This window comes from Zeimonas arvi (genome assembly GCF_008039575.1).
Classification (GTDB): Bacteria; Pseudomonadota; Gammaproteobacteria; order Burkholderiales; family Burkholderiaceae_E; genus Zeimonas; species Zeimonas arvi.
Genome location: NZ_VDUY01000002.1, coordinates 151,572 through 172,710, shown reverse-complemented (window position 1 = coordinate 172,710; position 21,139 = coordinate 151,572). Strand labels below are relative to the sequence as shown.

Sequence of the window (21,139 nt, the reverse complement as noted above, 5' to 3'; positions counted from 1 at the left end):
CGGCGCGCCGGGTTCGCTCAGCGAGCCGCGGCCCACTGGCCCGCAGCCGATCGAGCGGTCCAGCTGCCGTGCATCTCCCTGCCCTGCTTCACGAGCCGGCCTTCGAACTCGGCCTTGCCGAGGCGGCCCGTGGCGAAGCCGAAGCGGACGACCTCGCCGCGCACGGAGCCATTCACCTCACCCTTCAGGGGTGGGCAGCGGCGCGGGTCGCGCGAGGCTTTCGTGGCGCTCGCAGCGCCCTCGCCGGTCAGCACGGCGGACCGATCGTTCAGGCGGACCTCGCCGATCCAGTCGCAGCCGCTGGCGGGCTGGACGATTCGAACGGCCCAGCGGCCGGTCAGCGGCGGGAGCGGCTGCACGGGCTTCGCGGATCCGGCAGCACCTTGCTCCCTGGCCGAGAGCGGTTGCGGCAGGCAGGTCAGGCAGAGGACTGCGAGCGAGATCGCGCGTAGACGGCCCCCGGGCCGCGCGCGGGGCCCGCCCGGCGCGCGATCGGCGTCTCGCTCCCGGTTCACGCGACGCCAGGCGCAGCGCCGGCTCGCCGGCGCTGCCGGACCGCCTCGGCCAGACGCAGCAGCAGCGGCTCGGTCTGCGTCCATCCGATGCAGGCATCGGTGATCGAGAGCCCTCGTTTCAGCGGGACACCGGGAGCGAGATCCTGCCGGCCGGCCTCCAGGTGGCTCTCGAGCATCACCCCGGCCACGCGCCGGTCGCCGGCTGCGATCCGGCCGGCGAGATCTTCCGCCACGTCGATCTGCCGCAGCGGCTGCTTGGCGGAATTGGCATGCGAGCAATCCACCATGACGCGCTCGGACAAGCCGGCCTTGCGCAGCGCCGCGCAGGCCGCGTCGACGCCGGCGGCGTCGCAGTTCGGCCCATGCTTGCCGCCGCGCAGGATCACGTGTGTGGCCTCGTTGCCGCGGGTCTCGAAGATCGCGGCCTGGCCCATCTTCGTCATGCCCATGAAGGCGTGGCTCGCGCGGGCCGCCACGATCGCGTCCGCCGCGACCTGCACATCGCCGTCGGTGCCGTTCTTGAATCCGATCGGGCAGGACAGCCCCGAGGCGAGCTGGCGGTGACTGGGGCTCTCGGTGGTGCGCGCGCCGATGGCGCCCCAGGAGACCAGGTCGGCAATGTACTGCGGGCTCAGCAGGTCGAGGAACTCGGTGCCGGTGGCCAGGCCCAGGCTCGCGAGATCGAGCAAGAGCTCGCGCGCCCGGCGCAGGCCCTCGTTGATGCGAAAGCTGCCATCGAGTCGCGGGTCGTTGATGTATCCCTTCCAGCCCAGCGTGGTGCGCGGCTTCTCGAAGTAGACCCGCATCACGAGCAGGACGTCGGCGGACAGGGCATCGGCGGTTGCCTTCAGCCGGTGCGCATACTCGATCGCTTCGTCCCGGTCGTGGATCGAGCAGGGTCCGACCACCGCGAGCAGGCGATCGTCGCGGCCGCCCAGGATGTCGGCGATCTCCGCGCGCCTGCGCTCGATCAGCGCGAGGGCCTCGTCGGGCACCGGGAGATCGTCGAGCAGCAAGGCAGGAGAGATCAGCGGGCGCACCGCGCGGATCCGCACGTCGTCGATCCGGGTGGTGTCGAGCGTGGAATCGACCGATCCGGTCTCGCGATCGTGAAGGGGGTCGTCGATGCGGTTCAACTCGCCGTCTCCGGTTTACGCGCAAAAAGACAAAGGGCCAGCCCCTTGCGGGAGCTGGCCCTTCGATTTGGTCGGGGCGGCGGGATTCGAACTCGCGACCCCTTGCACCCCATGCAAGTGCGCTACCAGGCTGCGCTACGCCCCGAAGCCGCGGAGTATATCAGGTTCGCGAAGCCTCTCCGGCCTGCCCTTCCAGAATGGCCAGGGCCTGCTCGAGATCGGCGCGCAAGGCGGCCGTGTCGAGCGGCGAATCGGCGTTGGAACCGCCAGTGGCCCCTTCGCCCCGCGCGGCGCCGTCGGCCTGCGGGCCGGCCTCGGTGCCGTTGCCGGCGCGCGAGCGTGCCTGCAACTCGCCGAGCCGGTTGCGCGCGCCACTGATGGTGAAGCCCTGCTCGTAGAGCAGCTCGCGAATGCGCCGCACCAGCAACACCTCGTGGTGCTGGTAGTAGCGGCGGTTGCCGCGCCGCTTCATGGGCTTGAGCTGGGTGAACTCCTGCTCCCAGTAGCGCAGCACGTGCGGCTTGACCCCGCACAGCTCGCTGACCTCGCCGATCGTGAAGTAGCGCTTGGCGGGAATCGGCGGCAGCACCGCCTTGGTGTCGGGCCGGGTGCTCAATCCTCGATGCCCTCGATCTGCGCCTTCAGCTTCTGGCTGGCGTGGAAGGTCACCACGCGGCGGGCCGAGATCGGGATCTCCTCGCCGGTCTTGGGATTGCGGCCGGGGCGCTGGGGTTTGTCGCGCAGCTGGAAGTTGCCGAAGCCCGAGAGCTTCACGCATTCGCCGCGCTCGAGGGCGCCGCGGATCTCGTCGAAGAAGGTCTCGACCATGTCCTTGGCTTCGCGCTTGTTCAGCCCCACCCGCTCGAACAGCATCTCGGCCAGCTCGGCCTTGGTGAGGGTGAACTGCTCGCCGGCCGGCACCGCCGCCGGCTGGGCGGACTGGCTCGCCGCCTTCGCAGCGCCGTATGCGCTGCCGTCGGCGCTCGCGGAATCGAGCCGCCGCTCGTCGAGGGCCTGGCCAATCGGAGTCATCGCGTCCGCCAATTCTTCTTTCGACCCGGGGTCGTTCGGTCGTGCCTGCATCGGCCTTGTCTGTCGCCTCGTTTGCCGTCAGCCGCGCAGTCGCGCGCCGATCCTGTCGGCCAGCCAGCCGACGATCCCCTGTACCGCATCGGCCGCGTCGGCGTCGCTGAGGGTCCGGGCAGTATCTTGCATCCATAATCTGAAGGCAAGGCTTTTTTCCTTATTTTCCAATCCCTTACCGCGATATTCGTCGAAAATCCTGACGTTCTTCACGAGCGCTGCGGCGGGCACCGAAGCGATCGCCGAGGCGATCTCGCCGAGCACGCGGGCGGCCGGAATGTCGATCGGGACCACGACGGCCAGATCGCGGATCGCGGGCGGGAACTTCGACACCTCGCGGTAGACCGGCACCTTCGCCGCGAGCAGCGGATCGAGCTCGATCTCGGCCAGGACGGGTGCCTGCGGCAACTCCAGCGCCTGCTGATGCGCCGGGTGCATCTCGCCGATCCAGCCGACCGGGCGGCCCTCGAGCAGCACGCGCGCGCTGCGCCCGGGATGCAGGGCCGGATGTTCGGCTGCCTCGACGGTGAGCCCCTCGCCGGCCAGCGCTTCCAGGTCGCCCTTCATGTCGAAGAAATCGGCCGCTCGCGGCGCCGCCGACCAGTGCTCGTCGACGGCCGGACCGAAGGCCAGCAGGCCGAGCCGGCGCGGCTGGGCGATGCCGTGCACCTGGGCCGGGCCGGCCGGCACGGCGGGGTCGGCGAAGAACACGCGGCCGACCTCGAAGAGACGCACGCGGCCGGCCTTCCGGTTCAGGTTGGCGCGCAGGTTCTCGACCAGGCTGCCCCACAGGGTGGTGCGCATCCGGTCCATCTGCGCGGCGATCGGGTTCAGCAGACGGATCGCCGAGCTGCCCTCGGGAGCAAGGCCCAGCTGCGCGTCGAGGCCGCTCTCGACGAAGCTGTAGTTGATGACCTCCTGGTAGTCGCGCGCGGCCACCGTGCGCTTCAGGCGCGACACGGTGCGGCGCGCCTCCGGCCAGGCCATCAGGGCGGCCGGCGCGCGCGGCGGGCGCTGCGGCAGGCGGTCGTAGCCCCAGATCCGGGCGACTTCCTCGATCAGGTCTTCCTCGATCTGCAGGTCGAAGCGCCACGAGGGCGGCGTGACCACGATGCGGTCGCCCTGCAGCCGGGCCGGCAGGCCGAGGCGCGCGAAGGCGTCGGTCAGGGTCGAGTCGGCCATGTCGACGCCGATGATCTTGCGCGCCCGGGCGGTGCGCAGCGACACCGGCGCGCGCTCGGGCAGGCGGGTGACCTGGTCGTCGATCGGACCGGCCTGGCCGCCGCAGACGTCGAGGATGAGCCGGGTCAGGTACTCGATGTGCTCGACGGTGGTGGCCGGGTCCACCCCGCGCTCGAAACGGGCGCCGGCGTCGGTCGCGAAGTTGTAGCGGCGCGAGCGGCCGGCCACGGCGGCGGGCCACCAGAAGGCGGCCTCGACGTAGATGTTGCGGGTGTCGTCGGATACCGCGGTGGCCTCGCCGCCCATGATGCCGGCCAGGCTCTCGACCGCCTTCTCGTCGGCGATCACGCCGACGTCCGCGTCGAGTTGCACCGTCTGCCCGTTGAGCAGCTCGAGCGTCTCGCCCTTGCGCGCCCAGCGCACGTCGAGCCCGCCGTGGATCTTGTCGAGGTCGAAGACGTGCGACGGGCGTCCGAGCTCGAGCATCACGTAGTTCGAGATGTCCACCAGCGCCGAGATGCTGCGCTGCCCTGCCCGCTCGAGGCGCAGCCGCATCCAGTCGGGCGTGGGCGCCCCGGCGTTCACGCCGCGGATCACGCGGCCGGAGAAGCGTCCGCACAGGTCGGCCGCGGAGATCTTCACCGGGAGCTTGTCGACGATGGCAGGCGCCACCGGCGGGTGCTCGGGAGTCTGCAGCTCGGCCCCGGACAGCGCGGCCAGCTCGCGGGCCACGCCGAACACGCTCATGCAGTGGGCCAGGTTGGGCGTGAGCTTGAGCGTGAAGACCGTGTCGTCGAGCTTCAGCCAGTCCCGGATACCGGCGCCGATCGGGGCGTCGGGCGCCAGCGCCAGCAGGCCGGAGTGGTCCTCGGACAGGCCCAGCTCGCGGGCCGAGCACAGCATGCCGGCGCTCTCCACGCCGCGCATCCTGACCGGCTTGATCACGAAGTTGCCGGGAAGCACCGCGCCGGGCACCGCGCAGGGCACGCGCATGCCCGCGGCCACGTTCGGCGCGCCGCAGACGATGGTGCGCAGCGTGCCGTCGCCCGCATCGACCTCGCAGACCGACAGCTTGTCGGCGTTCGGATGGCGCTCGACCTTGCGGACTTCGGCCACGACGACGCCAGAGAAAGGCGGCGCGGCGGGCGAAGCCTCCTCGACCTCGAGGCCGGCCATGGTCAGCCGGTCGGCGATCTCGTCGGAAGTCCAGTCGGGGGAAACGAAGCTGCGCAGCCAGCTCTCGGGAACACGCATCTCGGACTCTCTCAGCGGTTGAACTGCTGCAGGAAGCGCAGGTCGTTTTCGTAGAACAGGCGCAGGTCGCCCACGCCGTAACGCAGCATGGCCAGGCGCTCGATGCCCGACCCGAAGGCGAAGCCGATGTAGCGCTCGGGATCGAGGCCGAAGTTGCGCACGACGTTCGGGTGCACCTGGCCCGAGCCGCTCACCTCGAGCCAGCGGCCGGCGAGCGGTCCGTCGGCGAAGCGCATGTCGATCTCGGCCGACGGCTCGGTGAACGGGAAGTAGGACGGACGGAAGCGCACGTCGAGATCGTCGCGCTCGAAGAAGCGGCGCAGGAAATCGGTGTAGACGCTCTTCAGGTCGGCGAAGGAGACGTCCTCGTCGATCCACAGCCCCTCGAACTGGTGGAACATCGGCGAGTGGGTCGCGTCGGAGTCCACCCGGTAGGTCTTGCCCGGCGCGATCACGCGGATCGGCGGCTTGTGCGCGCGGGCGTATCGGACCTGAACCGGGCTGGTGTGGGTGCGCAGCAGCAGCCCGTTGCCGTTCGCGTCTTTCGCGTCGACGTAGAAGGTGTCGTGCATCGAACGCGCGGGATGGTTCTCCGGCGTGTTCAGTGCAGTGAAGTTGAAGAAGTCTTCCTCGATCTCGGGGCCGTCGGCCACGTCGAAACCGATCGACTGGAAGATCGCCTCGATCCGCTCGATCGTCAGGCTCACCGGATGCAGGCCGCCGGCGCCGGCGGCACGGCCGGGGAGCGTCACGTCGATGGCTTCCTGGGCCAGCCGCGCGTCGAGCTCGGCGCGGGCGATGGCCGCCTCGCGCACGCTCACCGCCGTCTCGATCGCCTGCTTGGCCTGGTTCAGCTCGCGGCCGGCCGTGGCGCGCTCGGCGCCGGTCAGCGCACCGAGCTTCTTCATCTCGGCGGTCAGTGCGCCGTCACGCCCGATCGCGCGGGCCTTGGCATTGGCGAGCTCGGCCGGGTTCGCCGCGGCCTGGATATCGGCCGCGAGGCGGGCGGCCAGGTCGGCGAGGCGGGAGGAGTCGGACATCGGTCGTGTTCCTGCGGGAGTCGAAATGAGCGGAGGGCGGGAGGAAACGCGAACGGGGCCGCGAAGGCCCCGTTCGGTTGCCGGACCGGAGCGCGATATTACGCGAGGCCGACGGCAGTCCGGGCAGCACGAGGCCGCCCGGGCGACGCTCAGGCTGCGCCGAGCGAGGTCTTCACCTGCGCGACGATCGCCGCGAACGCCGGCTTGTCGTTGACGGCCAGCTCGGCCAGGACCTTGCGGTCCAGCCCGATCTCGGCCTTGTTCAGGCCGGCGATGAAGCGGCTGTACGTGATGCCGTGCTCGCGGGCCGCGGCGTTGATGCGCGCGATCCACAGCGAGCGGAACACGCGCTTCTTGGTGCGACGGTCGCGATAGGCGTACTGGCCGGCACGCATGACCGCCTGGACGGCCACGCGATAGACGTTGCCGCGGCGGCCGCGGTATCCCTTGGCGCGGGCCAGGACCTTCTTGTGACGGGCGCGAGCGGTGACTCCGCGTTTGACTCGGGGCATGGCGCTCTCCTTATGCGTACGGCAGCATGGCTTTCACGCTGACGACGTCGGAGGCATGCACCTCGGTCGTCCCGCGAAGCTGGCGCTTGTTCTTGGTGGTCCGCTTGGTGAGGATGTGGCGCTTGAAGGCATGCGCACGCTTCACCGAGCCGGAACCGCGGACGCGAAAGCGCTTGGCGGCGCTCTTCTTCGTCTTCATCTTCGGCATGTTGGCCTCGACTTCTCTTCTAATGCCTTGTCGGGTGCCCGGTACCCTTGCACCGGAACTTTCGATCGACCCGCTCGGCTTGTTCGGGCGCCCTTGCGGGCGCCCTTCATGCTCCGCGCAAGGCGGTCATTTCTTCTTGCGCGGCGCGATGACCATGATCATTTGCCGGCCTTCGAGCTTGGGCATCTGCTCGACGGTGGCGATCTCGTCGACATCGTTGCGGACTCGCTCCAGCAGGCGCACGCCGAATTCCTGGTGGGCCATTTCGCGGCCCCGGAAGCGCAGCGTGATCTTCGCCTTGTCGCCCTCTTCGAGGAAGCGTTTCAGGTTGCGCAGCTTGACCTGATAGTCGCCTTCGTCGGTGCCGGGCCGGAACTTGACTTCCTTGACCTGGATGATCTTCTGCTTGGCCTTGGCCTCGGCCTGCCGTTTCTGCTCCTGGTACTTGAACTTTCCATAGTCCATCAGGCGGCAGACGGGGGGCACGGCCTGGGGCGCAATCTCGACGAGATCGAGTTCGGCCTCTTCGGCCAACCTCAGGGCTTCCCTGAAGCTGACGATTCCGATCGGCTCGTTGTCAGGGCCGGACAGGCGCACTTCGGGTGCAGTGATCTCACCGTTGATGCGATGCGAGCGTTCCGTAGCGATGCTGCGTTCTCCTTGTTCGTTTCGTCGGAAAAGAAGGAGCCGTGCGACTCATTGCGGATTCGATCGCCTGGTGGAGATGTCCTCGGACAGTCGCTCCACGAAGGCGTCGACGCCCAGGGCGCCGAGATCGATTCCGCCGCGCGCGCGCACGGCCACCTTGCCAGCCTGCCGTTCCTTGTCGCCGACGACGAGCAGATACGGCACCTTTTGAAGGCTGTTCTCGCGGATTTTATAGTTGATCTTCTCGTTCCGCAAATCGGTTTCTACTCTAAATCCTTGTTTTTTCAATGTTTCTGCAACAGATCGGGCGTAATCGGCCTGCGCGTCGGTAATGTTCATCACGACGGCCTGCACTGGCGCCAGCCACATCGGCATCGCGCCGGCGTGGTTCTCGATCAGGATGCCGATGAACCGCTCGAGCGAACCCACGATGGCCCGGTGCAGCATGACCGGGTGGCGACGCGAGTTGTCCTCGGCCACATACTCGGCGCCCAGGCGCTCGGCGGTGTTGAAGTCGACCTGCATCGTGCCGCACTGCCACGGGCGGCCCAGCGCGTCCTTCAGCGTGTACTCGATCTTCGGGCCGTAGAAGGCGCCGTCGCCCTCGGCGATGGTGAACTCGCAGCCCGAGCGGCGCAGCGACTCCATGACCGCGGCCTCGGCCTTGTCCCAGAGGGCGTCGGAACCGACACGCTTCTCGGGCCGAGTGGCGACCTTGTAGAGGATGTCGGAGAAGCCGAAGTCGCGGTAGACCTCCTGCAGCTTGGCGGTGAACGCCACGCACTCGTCGAGGATCTGCTCCTCGGTGCAGAAGGCATGGCCGTCGTCCTGGGTGAAGCCGCGCACCCGCAGGATGCCGTGCAGCGCGCCCGAGGGCTCGTTGCGATGGCACTGGCCGAACTCGCCGTAGCGCAGCGGCAGCTCGCGATAGGAGCGCAGGTCCGACTTGAAGATCTGCACGTGTCCCGGGCAGTTCATCGGCTTGAGCGCGTAGTGCCTGTTCTCCGACTCGGTCGTGAACATGTTCTCGCGGTAGTTCTGCCAGTGCCCGGTGCGCTCCCAGAGACTGCGATCCAGGATCTGCGGCCCCTTGACCTCCTGGTAGCCGCTGTCGCGGTACACCCTGCGCATGTACTGCTCGACCTGCTGCCAGAGCGCCCAGCCTTTCGGATGCCAGAACACCAGGCCCGGGGCCTCGTCCTGCATGTGGAAGAGGTCGAGCTCGCGGCCCAGCTTGCGGTGGTCGCGCTTCTCGGCTTCCTCGAGCATGTGCAGGTAGGCGTCCTGCTCGTCCTTCCTGGCCCAGGCGGTGCCGTAGATGCGCTGGAGCATCTCGTTCTTCGAGTCGCCGCGCCAGTAGGCGCCGGCCACCTTCATCAGCTTGAAGACCTTCAACCGCCCGGTGGACGGGACGTGCGGTCCGCGGCACAGGTCGATGAAATCGCCTTCCCGGTACAGCGAGATCTTCTCGTTCGAAGGGATCGACGCGATGATCTCGGCCTTGTACTTCTCGCCGATGGACTCGAAGAAGCGCACCGCCTCGTCGCGCTCCCATTCCTCGCGGACGACGGTCTCGTCCTTGCGGGCGAGTTCGGTCATCTTCGCCTCGATGGCCGCGAGATCCTCGGGCGTGAACGGGCGCTTGTACGAGAAGTCGTAGTAGAAGCCGTTCTCGATGACCGGGCCGATCGTGACCTGCGCCTCGGGGAACAAGGTCTTGACCGCATAGGCCAGCAGATGGGCGGTGGAGTGCCGGATGATCTCCAGGCCGTCGGGGTCGCGCTCGGTGACGATCGCCACCGATGCGTCGCGATCGATCGTGCAGGAGGTGTCGACCAGCCGGCCGTCGACCCGGCCGGCCAGGGCGGCCTTGGCCAGGCCGGCGCCGATCGAGGCCGCGACCTGCGCGACCGTGACCGGGCCCTCGAAGGAGCGCTGCGAACCGTCGGGAAGCGTAATCTGGATCATGGGCGTCGGGACCTGCTCGGCTCCGGGCGGCAAAAACAAAAAGGGGCGGTCGTGACCGCCCCCCTGCCACCAGCCCGGGGAAGGCTGGTAGGCGCGATTGGACTCGAACCAACGACCCCCACCATGTCAAGGTGGTGCTCTAACCAGCTGAGCTACGCGCCTGAAAGAAAGAAAGTATACACGAATCGCGGCAGGTTTCCGCAGTGCCGCATGAGGCCGGCCGCTCAGCGTTTCGTTTCGCTGGAGGCTACCCGCGACAGGAACACCACGGGGGCCAGCCCCACCGCCACGATCAGCAACGAAGGCAGCGCCGCGGCGGCCAGGCGCTCGTCCGACGCGAACTGGTAGGCCACCACCGCCAGCGTGTCGAAGTCGAAGGGACGCAGGACCAGCGTGGCCGGCAGCTCCTTCAGGCAGTCGATGAAGACCAGCAGCGCCGCCGAAGCGAGGCCGCGGCGCATCAGCGGCCAGTGGACCTCGCGCAAGACCTCGACTGGGCGCCGGCCCAGGCTGCGCGCGCTGTGGTCCATCGACGGGCTGATCCGCTTGAGCGAGGAATCGATGCCCTGCCAGCCCACCGAGAAGAAGCGCACCGAGTACGCGTAGACCACCGCGAACACGCTGCCGCCGGCCAGCACCGCTTCCATGCCCAGGGCCGAGGTCAGCGGCGCGAGCAGGCGATCGATCTGGCCGGACAGGATCAGCAGCCCTACCCCGAGCACCACGCCGGGCACCGCGTAGCCGCTGTTGGCCAGCGCGACGCCCAGTCGCAGCACCCGCCCGCCGCCCAGGCGGGCGGCATAGGCGGCGAACAGTGCGAGGGGCAGCACGGTCGCCGCGCCCGCCGCTGCCAGAAGGGTGGTGTTCAGGATCCAGCCGCCCAGCCGCGGGTCGACTTGCGCGCCGTCGGCCAGCCAGCTCTGGGCAAGCAGCAGCGCCGGCAGCAGGAAGCCGAGCAGCGGCGGCAGCAGGCACCAGAGGGTGGCCCGCCAGGCTCGCCAACCGCGCAGTGGCACGCGGGGCGCGGGCCGGGCCGCGCGGGCATGGAAGCGCATCCGGCTGCGCGAGCGCCGCTCCGTCCACATCAGCGCGCCGACGAAGACCAGCAGGATCAGCGCGAGCCGGGCGGCGCCGACCCGGTCGCCCATGCCTTGCCAGGCCCGGTAGATGCCGGCGGTGTAGCTGTCGACCGCGAAGTAGCTGACCGTGCCGAAGTCGGCCAGGGTTTCCATCAGCGCCAGGGCGGTTCCGGCGGCGACCGCCGGGCGCGCCACTGGCCAGGTCACCCGCCACCAGACGGCCGCGCGGCTCGAGCCCAGCGAGCGCGCCGCCTCGGCCAGCGAGGGGCTGCGATCAGCGAAGGCGGCGCGCGAGAGCAGGTAGACGTACGGGTACAGCGCCAGTCCGAGGAAGAGCCCTGCTCCGTTCGGGGAGTGGATCGCGGGAAACCAGTACTCGCCGACCTCCAGGCCGGTGAGCGCCCGCAGCCCCGACTGCAGCGGGCCCCAGGTGGCCAGGAAGTCGGTGTACGCATAGGCCATCACGAAGGCCGGCGTGGACAGCGGCAGCACCAGCAGCCAGGCCAGCCAGGCGCGGCCGGGGAACTCGTAGGCGGCGACCAGCCAGCCGGTGGACACGCCGAGCGCGACCACGATGGCCACGACGACCAGCGCGAGGTGGGCGGTGGCGAGCGTGTAGCGCGGCATCACCGTGCCGAACAGGTGGTCCAGGGAGCCTTGCTCGCCTGCCGAGGGCGCGAAGGCCAGCCAGAGCAAGGCGACGATCGGCGCGGCCACGGCCAGCGCAAGCAGGATCGCCCCGAGACTGATCGGATCGGTCTTGCTCTCGCGCAAGACGGCGGGGGCGGTGGCTTCGACGGCGGCGGACACGGTTCGCTACAATGCTTTGACTGAGAATTATAGTTATTCGCAAGTGAATATCGAGAAGAGTCTCGTCGCAGGCGCATCGCTGCAGGTCGAAGGGCTGACGGTTTCGTTCGGCAGCGGCAACCACCGGGTTCTCGCGCTCGACGGGCTGGGCTTCTCGCTGAAGCCGGGCGAGATCGGCTCCCTGCTCGGCGCTTCGGGGTGCGGCAAGACCACCGCCCTGCGGGCGATCGCCGGCTTCGTGCGCCCGCACCGCGGCCGCATCCTGATCGGCCAGCGCGAGGTGGTCTCGGCCACGGTATTCGTTGCTCCCGAGAAGCGCGGCGTCGGCGTGGTGTTCCAGGACTACGCCCTGTTCCCGCACCTGGACATCGCCGGCAACGTGGCCTTCGGCCTGCGCGAGCTGCCGGCGGGCGAGCGGGCCGACCGCGTGGCGCAGATGCTGGAGCTCGTCGGGCTGCCGACGATCGGCAGGCGCTTTCCGCACGAGCTGTCGGGCGGCCAGCAGCAGCGGGTCGCGCTGGCCCGCGCGCTCGCGCCCTCGCCTTCGGTGCTGCTGCTTGACGAGCCCTTCTCCAACCTGGACCCGGACCTGCGCGAGCGCCTGGCGCTCGATCTTCGCGCCATCCTGAAGAGGCACGGCACGACCGCTCTGCTGGTCACGCACGATCAGTACGAGGCCTTCGCGCTGGCCGACAGCATCGGCGTGATGGAGGCCGGCCGCATCGCGCAGTGGGACAGCCCCTACCGTCTCTACCACCAGCCGGACACGCGGCAAGTGGCCGACTTCGTGGGCCTGGGCGCCTTCCTGCCCGGGCGCGTCGAGCATCGCGACGGCCGCTCCTTCGTGCAGATCGAGCTCGGCACCCTGCCGATCCAGACCCGCGCAGACCAGGCGATGGCGGGCGCCACCGCCAATGCCCAGGGCGAGGTCACGGTGCTGTTGCGGCCCGACGACGTGATTCACGACGACGCGAGCCCGCTGCAGGCCGAGGTGGTCAATAAGGCCTTCCGCGGCGCGGCCTTCCTTTACACGCTGCGGCTGCCCAGCGGCGCCATGCTGCTGGCCCTGGTGCCCAGCCACCACAACCACGCGATCGGCGAGCGGATCGGAATCCGTTTCGGCGCCGACCACGTGGTGACCTTCCCGGCCGACGAGGGCAGCCGGGCGCCGTCACTGACCGGGCCTTCCTGAGGCGAACATTGAAGCCGCCCGGTGGGCGGACGGGATGATGTCGACGCCGCCCGGACGTGGCGACTCAGAGACCGGATGCGATCAGGAAGGCGCGCTGGCTCAGGAAGCGCACCTTCAGGTCGTCCATCCGCATCGAGAGCGCGCGGCGATCGCCGCGCCGGACCAGCAGCGCCACGGTCCGCCGCTGGTTGATCCAGGCGACCTTCGCGTAGCTGGACCGGTCGTCGCGGCCCAGCAGCTCGACCCAGTCGCCACGGCCAAGCTGCGTGAAGGCCTCGTTGCCGTCGAGCGGCAGTCGCCGGGGTGCGGGGGCCAGGTCTTCCAGGTCCAGCGAGCCGAGAATCTCCAGCAGCCTGCGATCCGCGTGTTCCGGCTCGCCGGTCTCGGTCTGCGCCGCCTGGTCGTCGCGCCGCGCGCCGGGTGCCGCCATCGGCGCCGATTCGGCGGCGCCCGACGGCGCGCCGCGATCGGCGGCGGGGCTTCGCGCGCCGTCCGGCCGTCCCCGCTTGCGCTGCATCCGGCGAAGGTGGATCAGGAAGAGTTCGTCGAAGAATGCGCGGTACTCGTCGTCCTTCGCGCCGATCTCGTTGACGCCCTGTCCGATCAGCCGGATCAGCGGCGGGATGCGTTCGGCGAGTTCGCGGCGGCTGCCACCGTCGCGGCCGTCGAGGCTCCAGACCAGGTCGTCGACCACTTGCATCGCGACCCGGAAATCGGTGCTGTCCTCGCCGCTGCGCAGCGCCGCGGTCCGCAAGTGCCTGAGCCAGACGTTCTGCAGGAATTCGCGCACCGACTCCGGCACTTCGCTGCCCGACAGGCGCCGCTCGATCAGCTCGCGGATGCGCTCGGTGACCAGGCGCTCGCGGTCCGGGCCCGGACGTCGCGAGTAGTCCCGGCGGTTGCGCCGATCGGGCGCGGTCTCGAGCGACTGCCGCTCGCGCGCGACCCGTTCGATCAGCTGCCCGACATGCTGGGCGGCGCGCGCGTATTCGCGTTCGACCTGGCGCGCGATCACCGACGACCGGGTCTGCAGCGCCCCCGTGACCACCTCGACCGCGCGCACGATGGTCTCCAGCCGGCGATGCAGTTCGCTGCCGCGAGTCAGGTCCTCGGCGAAGGCCACCGAGATCGCGCCGACGTGCTCGACCAGTCGCCGCAGCGATCGCGGCTCGTCGCCGAGATAGCCGGGATCGAGCAGCGACAGCGCGAGTGCGGGCTGCTGCAGACGCCAGACCAGCGGCTTGGCCGGTTCGGGCATCCGCCGGTCGTCGACCACGTAGTCGAACATCGCGGCGACGACATCGACGACCGCGAGCTGGGCCGGCGAGGCGCCGGCCCGTGACAGGCCGCCGCGTGCCCGTCCGAAGAACTCTGCGCGGGCTTCCCGGGTGTAGGGCGCCACACCGGCCGAATGGGCGAGCGCAACCGCATCGCGCTCCAGCGCGGCCACCGGCTGCAGCACCGAGAGCGCGGCGCCGGACGGTGGTGCGCGCAGCGCGGACAGCGGCGAGCTGCCCAGCATGGCGGCGTCCCGGTCGACCGAAGCCACGCGCTCGGCGACGCCGACATCGGTCTCGGCTCGGCCCTCGTCGCCGGCCGGGGGCGGCGGCAGCGATGCGGGGCCGGCGGGCGCTTCCCGGGCAGCAGGTTCCTCGATCGGGAGAACCGGTTCGGCGGCGCCCGCTGCCGGCCGTCCGGATTCGGCGCGGGGCCCGGATTCGGATTCCGGCCGGGCCCCGAACGCGTCCGGCTCGCCCTCCTCCGCCCAGTCGTCCTCGTCGAGCTCGACGGCAGGACGCTCCGGCGCCGAAGAGACGCCTTCGGCTTCCAGCATCGCATCGGCCGACGCGATCGCGGCGGCGATCGGGCCGGCCATGTGGCGGCACAGCGACTGGCGCAGCGCGAGCCGGGTATTGGCGGTTTCGGCCACGCCGGACACTGCCGAGACGATCGCCGCGGCGATCGTGCGCGCCCCCAGGGGGTTCGCGTCGTCGTCGCTCCAGTCGCCCGAGGCGATCCTGCGAACCCGGTTCACGTAGTCGTCGTACTGGACGCCGGCCCCTTCCCGGATCGCGGCGGCGAGCGATCCGGCCAGGATCTGCGCCTCGAGCGCCTCGTGGCCCAGAAGGGACAGGGCGGTGCCCTCGCCTCCGCGGGTGCGCGACAATTCCAGGCAACGCAGCACCCGGCGGGACAATTCTTCCGGCACGCGAGCGGAACGGCCGATCGGGTCGCGCCCGAGCTGGATCGCGGCCGAGAGCATCGACTGGCGCTCGCGACCGTCCAGGGCCGCGTCGGCGCCGCGCTCCAGGTCGTGCGAGATGGCGATCAGCGCTTCGCGCAGCGCGCGCGACGAAGCCGTGCCCAGCGCCTCGCGCACGCGGGCGAACAGCAGCGGGCGCGAAGGCTCCGCGGGTCTTGTCGGGTCGGCATCGTTCACGGTCGGGGCGATGCTACCCGAAGCGGGGCCCCGCCTACGTGAACTAATCGACGCGCCCCATCCTGCGGGCGAGGAACTCGTCCACGCACTGCGCGAGGCTGCGGCGGCCGGTGGTCGCGCGCCCGGCCGGCAGGCCTCGATCGGTGAGGCCGTCCTGGGAGTCCCGGTAGTCGTAGCGCGCGCGGTGCACCGGCAGCGCAAGCCCCAGCAGCGCGCCGAGGTCCGCCGGCGTTCCGGAAACGACCGCATCGGCACCGCAGGCGACGATGGTGGCCTTCAGGTCGGCGACCTCCTGCGCCGAATACCCCATCGCCGGCAGCACCCTGCCGATGTGCGGGTAGCGGCGATACACGTCGGCGATCTCGCCTATGGCCGAGGTTCGCGGGTCGACGATCCCGGCGGCGCCGGCGGCCTGCGCCGCCACCCAGCCCGCGCCGTGCGGCATGCCGCCATGGGTGATCGTGGGACCGTCCTCGACGACCACCACCCGGCGGCCCGCCAGCGAGGCCGGCGGGTCGAGCCGAACGACGGAAGCGCCCCGGACCAGCGCGGCGCGTGGCGCGAGTTCGCGCGCCGAGGCCTCGACCTGCGCCAGCGCCTCGTCGGTCGCCGAGTTGGCCTTCGCAACCACGACCACGTCGGCCATTCGCAGCACGGCCTCGCCGGGATGCCAGCTGCGCTCGTGGCCCGCCCGCAGCGGGTCGACCAGCACCAGGTGCAGATCGGGCCGAAGGAAGGGAAAGTCGTTGTTGCCGCCGTCCCAGAGAATCAGGTCGGCCTCGCGCTCGGCCTCGGCCAGGATGCGCGCGTAATCGACGCCCGCCCAGACGACGCCGCCCGCCGCGATGTGCGGCTCGTATTCCTCGCGCTCTTCGATCGTGCAGTCGGCGGCGTCGAGGTCGGCGCGCGAGGCGAAACGCTGCACCGCCTGCCGCGCCAGGTCGCCGTAGGGCATGGGGTGGCGGATCACCGCCACGCGCAGTTCGCGCGCCCGCAGGCGGGTGGACAGCCAGCGCGAGACCTGCGACTTGCCCACCCCGGTACGCACCGCCGACACCGCGATCACCGGCAGGCGCGACGCGAGCATCGTGCTCGCCGGGCCGAGCAGCGTGAAGTCGGCGCCGGCGGACAGCGCGATCGACGCGCGATGCATGACCTCGACGTGCGCGATATCGGAATAGGCGAAGACGACCTCGTCGATCCGCTTGTCCGCGATCAGGGCGGCGAGTCTCGCCTCGTCTACGATGGGAATGCCTTGCGGATAACGCGGGCCGGCCAGTTCGGCCGGATAGCGGCGATCGGCGATGCCGGGGATCTGCGCGGCCGTGAAGGCCACGACTTCGTGGCGCGCGTCGCCGCGGTAGACGACGTTGAAGTTGTGGAAGTCCCGGCCGGCCGCGCCCATGATGGCGATGCGCCTGGCGCGGGGTGTGGAGTGACTGTTCATCGTTGTCGGACGGGCTCGTGTTTCGATCCTTCGGTCTACTGTACCTGCAGGCCTGCCTCTCGACGGCGCTGCTGGCTGCCGGCCCCGCGGCTGCCTGGAGCAATCACGCCCTGGCAACGCGCTCGGCGCTCGCGCCCCTGACCGGGCTTGCAGCCGGCGCGTCCGTCGAGGTCGAGCGCATCGAGACCTTCCTTGCGGCACAGGGACGAGTCCTGACGGACGTGCTCGACGAGCACGAGCGCTGGGCGCGCGAGCACCTGCCCGACTACCCGCCCCGGCCCGACGCTCTTCGCTTCGCCCCGGGCGATGCGAGCGACGCCGCCGACCTGAGGCGACGCTTCCTGGCGGCCTTGCGGCTCGCGCCCGACGCGCGTACCGAGCTCTACCTGCAGCGCCTGCCCGGCGAGTCGCTCGAAGGCAGGCCGATGCTTCCCGGCGCCGAGGTGACGACGCTGGGCGGCAATCGCGTCGTGGCTCGGTCGCAGTACGTGCGCCTGGCGGCGGGCGATCGGGTCAGCCCGGCCGAGGTGCTGTCGACCGCCTCGGACGAGCCCGACTATGGCATGGATCTCGGCCTGTGGGCCGACAACGGCACGGCACACGGACGCGTCTACGGTTTCGGGCCGCAGCCCTTCGGCAACCCCGCCCTCGCCTTCTCGAGCCAGGCGCCGATCCACATGGGCTTCTGGCACGAATCTCCGATCGTGTCGGCGGCGGCGCCCTTCCTGAAGCGCACGCTTCCCGAGTACCGCATCACCCTCTTCATCGCGCTGGCCAGGCAGGCGTTGCGGACCGGGCACGCGTACTGGGGCTGGCGCTTCGCCGGCTGGGCCCTTCACTACGTCCAGGACCTCACACAGCCCTACCACGCCCGGGTGCTTCCGGGACTGGGCACGGCGCGAATGCTGTGGATCAACGCCTTGTCGCTCGCCGGCGAGAATCCGGCGGCGCGAGATGCGATGATCGACCTGCTCGTTCCCCTGATGAGCGAGTTCGGGGCGCACACGCGGGCCTTCGTCCGCGCGCTGCGCGGCGAGCCTTGACGATGCCGGCGGAGGGACGATGCGGGCGGGCGGCTTGAAGGGCCAGGGTTTCGGCAGGCGCGCGCGATTCGCGCTGAACGGGCTGAAGCTCGCCCTGGCCCGCGAGCGCAGCATCAGGACGCACCTGCTTGGCGCTGCGGCGGTGCTGCTGGTCCTGCTGGTCACGCGCCCCGCGCCCGTCTGGTGGGCGGTGCTCGGGCTGGCGGTCGGCCTGGTGCTGGTGGCCGAGCTCGCGAACAGCGCCCTCGAAACGCTGATCGACCACCTGCACCCCGCGCAGCACCCGGAGATCGGCGCGGCGAAGGACATCGCCGCCGGCGCGGTGCTGGTCGCCAGCGGGATCGCGGTGGCGGTCGGCCTGGCCTTTGCGTTCGACTTCCTGCGCTCATGACTGCCTGCGCTCCGCTGATCGTCTTCTCCCACGCCAACAGCTTCCCTGCCGGCACCTACGGCGTCCTGTTCCGCTCGCTGCGGGCGCGCGGCATCGCGGTCAAGGCGATCGAGAAGTTCGGGCACGACCCGCGGTATCCGGTGACCAGCAACTGGCCGCACCTCGTCCAGCAGCTGGCGGACTTCGCCGCACCCGAGATCGCGCGGCACGAGGGCCCGGCCTTCCTGGTCGGCCACTCGCTGGGCGGGTTCCTGAGCCTGATGTGTGCGGCGCGCCAGCCCCGCCTGGGCGGCAAGGGGGTGCGCGGCGTGCTGCTGCTCGACTCGCCCTTGCTGGGCGGCTGGCGGGCCCGCACCCTCGGACTGGTCAAGCTGACCCAGCTGGTGGGTTCGGTCTCGCCCGGCCGCGTCAGCCGCCGGCGCCGCTACCAGTGGCCGAGCGCAGAGGAGGCGCTCGAGCACTTCCGGCACAAGCGGGCCTTCGCAGGCTGGCAAGCGCAGGTGCTGCGCGACTACGTGGCGCACGCGATGCACGACGAAGTCGCTCCAGATGGCACGACGCGCCGTGTGCTGGACTTCGATCGGGACGTCGAGACGGCCATCTACAACACGCTTCCGCACAATCTCGATCGCCTGCTGCGCAGCCATCCGCTTCGTTGCCCGGTCGGCTTCATCGGCGGCACCCGCTCGCTGGAGCTTCGTCAGATCGGCCTGGCGATGACGCGCAGGGTGGTCGGCCGCGGCGACCCCGACCGCCTGCAGATGATCGAAGGCAGCCACCTGTTCCCGATGGAGCGGCCGCAGGACACGGCCGCGGCGATCGAGGCGATGCTCGGCCGGATGCTCGCGGTGACGAGCGGCTGAGCGCGGCGCGAGTGAAATCGCCTATGGATCCGATGGAAGGAAAGAATTGGATCCCCGACTCCATGGACGGTTAGAGTCGTCCATCACCAAGCGAAGGGAGATGCAAATGGATCAGAACACTGCGAAATCCGCCGGCAAGTGCCCGGTGATGCACGGCGGCGCCACGTCGGCCGGCGCGTCGCGCATGGACTGGTGGCCCAAGGCCCTCAACCTGGACATCCTGCACCAGCACGACAGCAAGACGAACCCGTTGGGGCCGGACTTCGATTACCGCAAGGAGCTGAAGAAGCTCGACGTCGAGGCGCTCAAGAGGGACCTGAAGGCCCTGATGACCGACAGCCAGGATTGGTGGCCGGCCGACTGGGGCCACTACGGCGGCCTGATGATCCGCATGGCCTGGCATTCCGCGGGCACCTATCGCATCGCCGACGGCCGTGGCGGCGGCGGCACCGGCAACCAGCGTTTCGCCCCGCTCAACTCGTGGCCCGACAACGGGAACCTGGACAAGGCGCGCCGCCTGCTGTGGCCGATCAAGAAGAAGTACGGCAACAGGATCAGCTGGGCCGACCTGATGATCCTGGCGGGCAACATCGCCTACGAGTCGATGGGCCTCGAGACCTTCGGCTTCGGATTCGGTCGTGAAGACATCTGGCAGCCCGAGAAGGACACCTACTGGGGTTCCGAGAGGGAGTGGCTGGCCCCCAGCGGCAGCGAGGGTAGCCGCTACTCGGGCGAGCGCGACCTGGAGAACCCGCTGGCCGCGGTGATGATGGGCCTGATCTACGTGAACCCGGAAGGCGTCGACGGCAAGCCCGATCCGCTCGAGACGGCCCGCGACATGCGCGTGACCTTCGCACGCATGGCCATGAACGACGAGGAAACCGTGGCCCTGACCGCGGGCGGCCACACCGTGGGCAAGGCGCACGGCAACGGGAGCGCAGCCAACCTGGGCGCGGCGCCGGAGGGCGCCGAGCTCGAAGAACAGGGGCTCGGCTGGAACAATCACAAGACCCGAGGCATTGGCCGCGACGCCGTGACCAGCGGCATCGAGGGCGCCTGGACCACCCACCCCACCAGGTGGGACAACGGCTACTTCGACATGCTCTTCGGGCACGACTGGTGGCTGCAGAAGTCTCCGGCCGGGGCCTGGCAGTGGGAGCCGGTGAGCATCGCGGAAGAGGACATGCCGGTCGACGTCGAGGATCCCTCGATCCGTCGCAAGCCGATCATGACCGATGCCGACATGGCGCTGCGCTTCGACCCCGAGTACCGCAAGATCTCCGAGCGCTTCCGCAAGGATCCGGCCTACTTCTCGGAAGTCTTCGCCCGCGCCTGGTTCAAGCTCACGCACCGCGACATGGGCCCGAAGTCCCGCTACATCGGCCCGGACGTCCCCGAGGAAGACCTGCTCTGGCAGGACCCGGTTCCGGCGGGCCGCAGCAACTACGACGTCGCGGCGGTCAAGGCGAAGATCGCGGCCGCCGGCCTGTCGATCGGCGACATGGTCAGCACCGCCTGGGACAGCGCCCGAACCTTCCGCGGCTCGGACTTCCGCGGCGGCGCCAACGGCGCGCGCATCCGCCTGGCGCCGCAGAAGGACTGGGAAGGCAACGAGCCGGCCCGCCTGGCCAGGATGCTCGCGGTCTACGAGAGGATCTCCGCCGAGACCGGCGCCAGCGTGGCCGATGTGATCGTGCTGGCCGGCAACCTCGGCGTCGAGCAGGCGGCGAAGGCCGCCGGCTTCGACGCGAGTGTGCCCTTCGCGCCGGGCCGCGGCGACGCCAGCCAGGCGCAGACCGACGTCGAGTCCTTCGAGGTCCTGGAACCCCTGGCCGACGGCTTCCGCAACTGGCTGAAGCAGGACTACGTGGTCACCCCCGAGGAGCTGATGCTCGACCGGGCGCAGCTGATGCGGCTGACCGCCTGCGAGATGACGGTCCTGGTCGGCGGCATGCGCGTGCTGGGCACCAACCACGGCGGCACGAAGCACGGCGTGTTCACCGACCGGGAAGGCGTGCTGACGAACGACTTCTTCGTCAACCTGACCGACATGGCCTGGACCTGGAAGCCGGCGGGCAGCAACCTGTACGAGATCCGCGACCGCAAGACCGGCAAGACGCGCTGGACCGCGACTCGGGCGGACCTGGTGTTCGGCTCGAACTCGATCCTCCGGGCCTACGCCGAGGTCTACGCGCAGGACGACAGCAAGGAGAAGTTCGTGCGTGACTTCGTCGCGGCCTGGACCAAGGTGATGAACGCGGATCGGTTCGACCTGGGGTGAGCGTGACATCCCTCCCGGGGCCGGCAGGCTTCGGGCGAGGAAAAAAG

The 21,139-nt window shown here is 70.0% G+C and carries 18 protein-coding genes and 2 tRNA genes; 5 read left to right on the top strand and 15 right to left on the bottom strand.

From position 1 onward, the window contains the following. Window positions 1-17: 17 nt before the first annotated feature. From FHP08_RS05235 to FHP08_RS05175, 13 genes are all read right to left on the bottom strand, one after another. The gene (locus tag FHP08_RS05235; protein ID WP_147703273.1) at window positions 18-359 is read right to left on the bottom strand and encodes a hypothetical protein; all 342 of its coding nucleotides are present in this window, start codon (window positions 357-359) and stop codon (window positions 18-20) included. A 152-nt stretch (window positions 360-511) separates the two neighbouring features. After that, window positions 512-1,651, bottom strand: coding sequence for a 3-deoxy-7-phosphoheptulonate synthase (locus FHP08_RS05230; RefSeq protein WP_147703272.1), 1,140 nt, complete (start codon window positions 1,649-1,651; stop codon window positions 512-514). Between the two features lie 68 nt (window positions 1,652-1,719). Next, a tRNA-Pro gene (locus FHP08_RS05225) sits at window positions 1,720-1,796 on the bottom strand. Window positions 1,797-1,811: 15 nt separating this feature from the next. Then, the gene (locus FHP08_RS05220) at window positions 1,812-2,267 is read right to left on the bottom strand and encodes a MerR family transcriptional regulator (RefSeq protein ID WP_147703271.1); all 456 of its coding nucleotides are present in this window, start codon (window positions 2,265-2,267) and stop codon (window positions 1,812-1,814) included. Next, window positions 2,264-2,683 carry an integration host factor subunit alpha gene (locus tag FHP08_RS05215; protein ID WP_225879040.1) on the bottom strand — a complete coding sequence of 140 codons (420 nt, stop codon included), beginning with the start codon at window positions 2,681-2,683 and terminating at the stop codon, window positions 2,264-2,266. The genes FHP08_RS05220 and FHP08_RS05215 overlap by 4 nt, the downstream gene beginning before the upstream one ends. Before the next feature lie 78 nt (window positions 2,684-2,761). Further along, a complete protein-coding gene (gene pheT / locus FHP08_RS05210) occupies window positions 2,762-5,170 on the bottom strand; it encodes a phenylalanine--tRNA ligase subunit beta (RefSeq protein WP_147703270.1) in 2,409 nt (802 codons plus the stop codon). 11 nt (window positions 5,171-5,181) lie between these two features. Then, entirely contained in the window at window positions 5,182-6,210 is a 1,029-nt protein-coding gene (pheS, locus tag FHP08_RS05205; protein WP_147703269.1) for a phenylalanine--tRNA ligase subunit alpha, read from the bottom strand. 149 nt (window positions 6,211-6,359) lie between these two features. Further along, on the bottom strand, window positions 6,360-6,722 hold the full coding sequence (gene rplT / locus FHP08_RS05200) for a 50S ribosomal protein L20 (RefSeq protein ID WP_147703268.1): 363 nt from the start codon (window positions 6,720-6,722) through the stop codon (window positions 6,360-6,362). Between the two features lie 10 nt (window positions 6,723-6,732). Then, entirely contained in the window at window positions 6,733-6,930 is a 198-nt protein-coding gene (rpmI, locus tag FHP08_RS05195) for a 50S ribosomal protein L35 (RefSeq protein ID WP_147703267.1), read from the bottom strand. Between the two features lie 126 nt (window positions 6,931-7,056). Beyond that, on the bottom strand, window positions 7,057-7,578 hold the full coding sequence (infC, locus tag FHP08_RS05190) for a translation initiation factor IF-3 (protein WP_147703266.1): 522 nt from the start codon (window positions 7,576-7,578) through the stop codon (window positions 7,057-7,059). A gap of 48 nt (window positions 7,579-7,626) precedes the next feature. Further along, on the bottom strand, window positions 7,627-9,546 hold the full coding sequence (thrS, locus tag FHP08_RS05185) for a threonine--tRNA ligase (protein WP_147703265.1): 1,920 nt from the start codon (window positions 9,544-9,546) through the stop codon (window positions 7,627-7,629). An 85-nt stretch (window positions 9,547-9,631) separates the two neighbouring features. Beyond that, window positions 9,632-9,708 (bottom strand) — tRNA-Val (locus FHP08_RS05180). Between the two features lie 62 nt (window positions 9,709-9,770). Continuing rightward, a complete protein-coding gene (locus tag FHP08_RS05175) occupies window positions 9,771-11,435 on the bottom strand; it encodes an ABC transporter permease (protein ID WP_147703264.1) in 1,665 nt (554 codons plus the stop codon). A 43-nt stretch (window positions 11,436-11,478) separates the two neighbouring features. On the opposite strand from FHP08_RS05175, the gene FHP08_RS05170 reads away from it, so the two are divergent. Further along, window positions 11,479-12,627 (top strand): ABC transporter ATP-binding protein, encoded by a 1,149-nt coding sequence (locus FHP08_RS05170; protein ID WP_407703981.1) that lies wholly within the window; start codon window positions 11,479-11,481, stop codon window positions 12,625-12,627. A gap of 64 nt (window positions 12,628-12,691) precedes the next feature. On the opposite strand, the gene FHP08_RS05165 is transcribed toward FHP08_RS05170, so the two are convergent. Both FHP08_RS05165 and FHP08_RS05160 read right to left on the bottom strand, forming a co-directional pair. Next, window positions 12,692-15,067, bottom strand: coding sequence for a DUF1631 family protein (locus FHP08_RS05165; protein ID WP_187272175.1), 2,376 nt, complete (start codon window positions 15,065-15,067; stop codon window positions 12,692-12,694). A gap of 43 nt (window positions 15,068-15,110) precedes the next feature. Further along, window positions 15,111-16,514 (bottom strand): GTPase, encoded by a 1,404-nt coding sequence (locus FHP08_RS05160; RefSeq protein ID WP_147703262.1) that lies wholly within the window; start codon window positions 16,512-16,514, stop codon window positions 15,111-15,113. A gap of 17 nt (window positions 16,515-16,531) precedes the next feature. Here FHP08_RS05160 and FHP08_RS05155 point away from each other — a divergent pair, with 17 nt between their 5' ends. The 4 genes from FHP08_RS05155 (at window position 16,532) to katG (ending at window position 21,092) form a co-directional block, all read left to right on the top strand. Then, window positions 16,532-17,557 (top strand): phospholipase, encoded by a 1,026-nt coding sequence (locus FHP08_RS05155; RefSeq protein WP_147703261.1) that lies wholly within the window; start codon window positions 16,532-16,534, stop codon window positions 17,555-17,557. Between the two features lie 19 nt (window positions 17,558-17,576). Further along, window positions 17,577-17,948: a diacylglycerol kinase gene (locus tag FHP08_RS05150; protein ID WP_222707818.1), complete on the top strand. Its 372-nt coding sequence runs from the start codon at window positions 17,577-17,579 to the stop codon at window positions 17,946-17,948. Next, complete coding sequence (locus tag FHP08_RS05145) at window positions 17,945-18,811, top strand: alpha/beta hydrolase (RefSeq protein ID WP_147703260.1); 867 nt, start codon at window positions 17,945-17,947, stop codon at window positions 18,809-18,811. The genes FHP08_RS05150 and FHP08_RS05145 overlap by 4 nt, the downstream gene beginning before the upstream one ends. 106 nt (window positions 18,812-18,917) lie before the next feature. Beyond that, the gene (gene katG / locus FHP08_RS05140; protein ID WP_147703259.1) at window positions 18,918-21,092 is read left to right on the top strand and encodes a catalase/peroxidase HPI; all 2,175 of its coding nucleotides are present in this window, start codon (window positions 18,918-18,920) and stop codon (window positions 21,090-21,092) included. The last annotated feature ends 47 nt before the right edge of the window (window positions 21,093-21,139 follow it).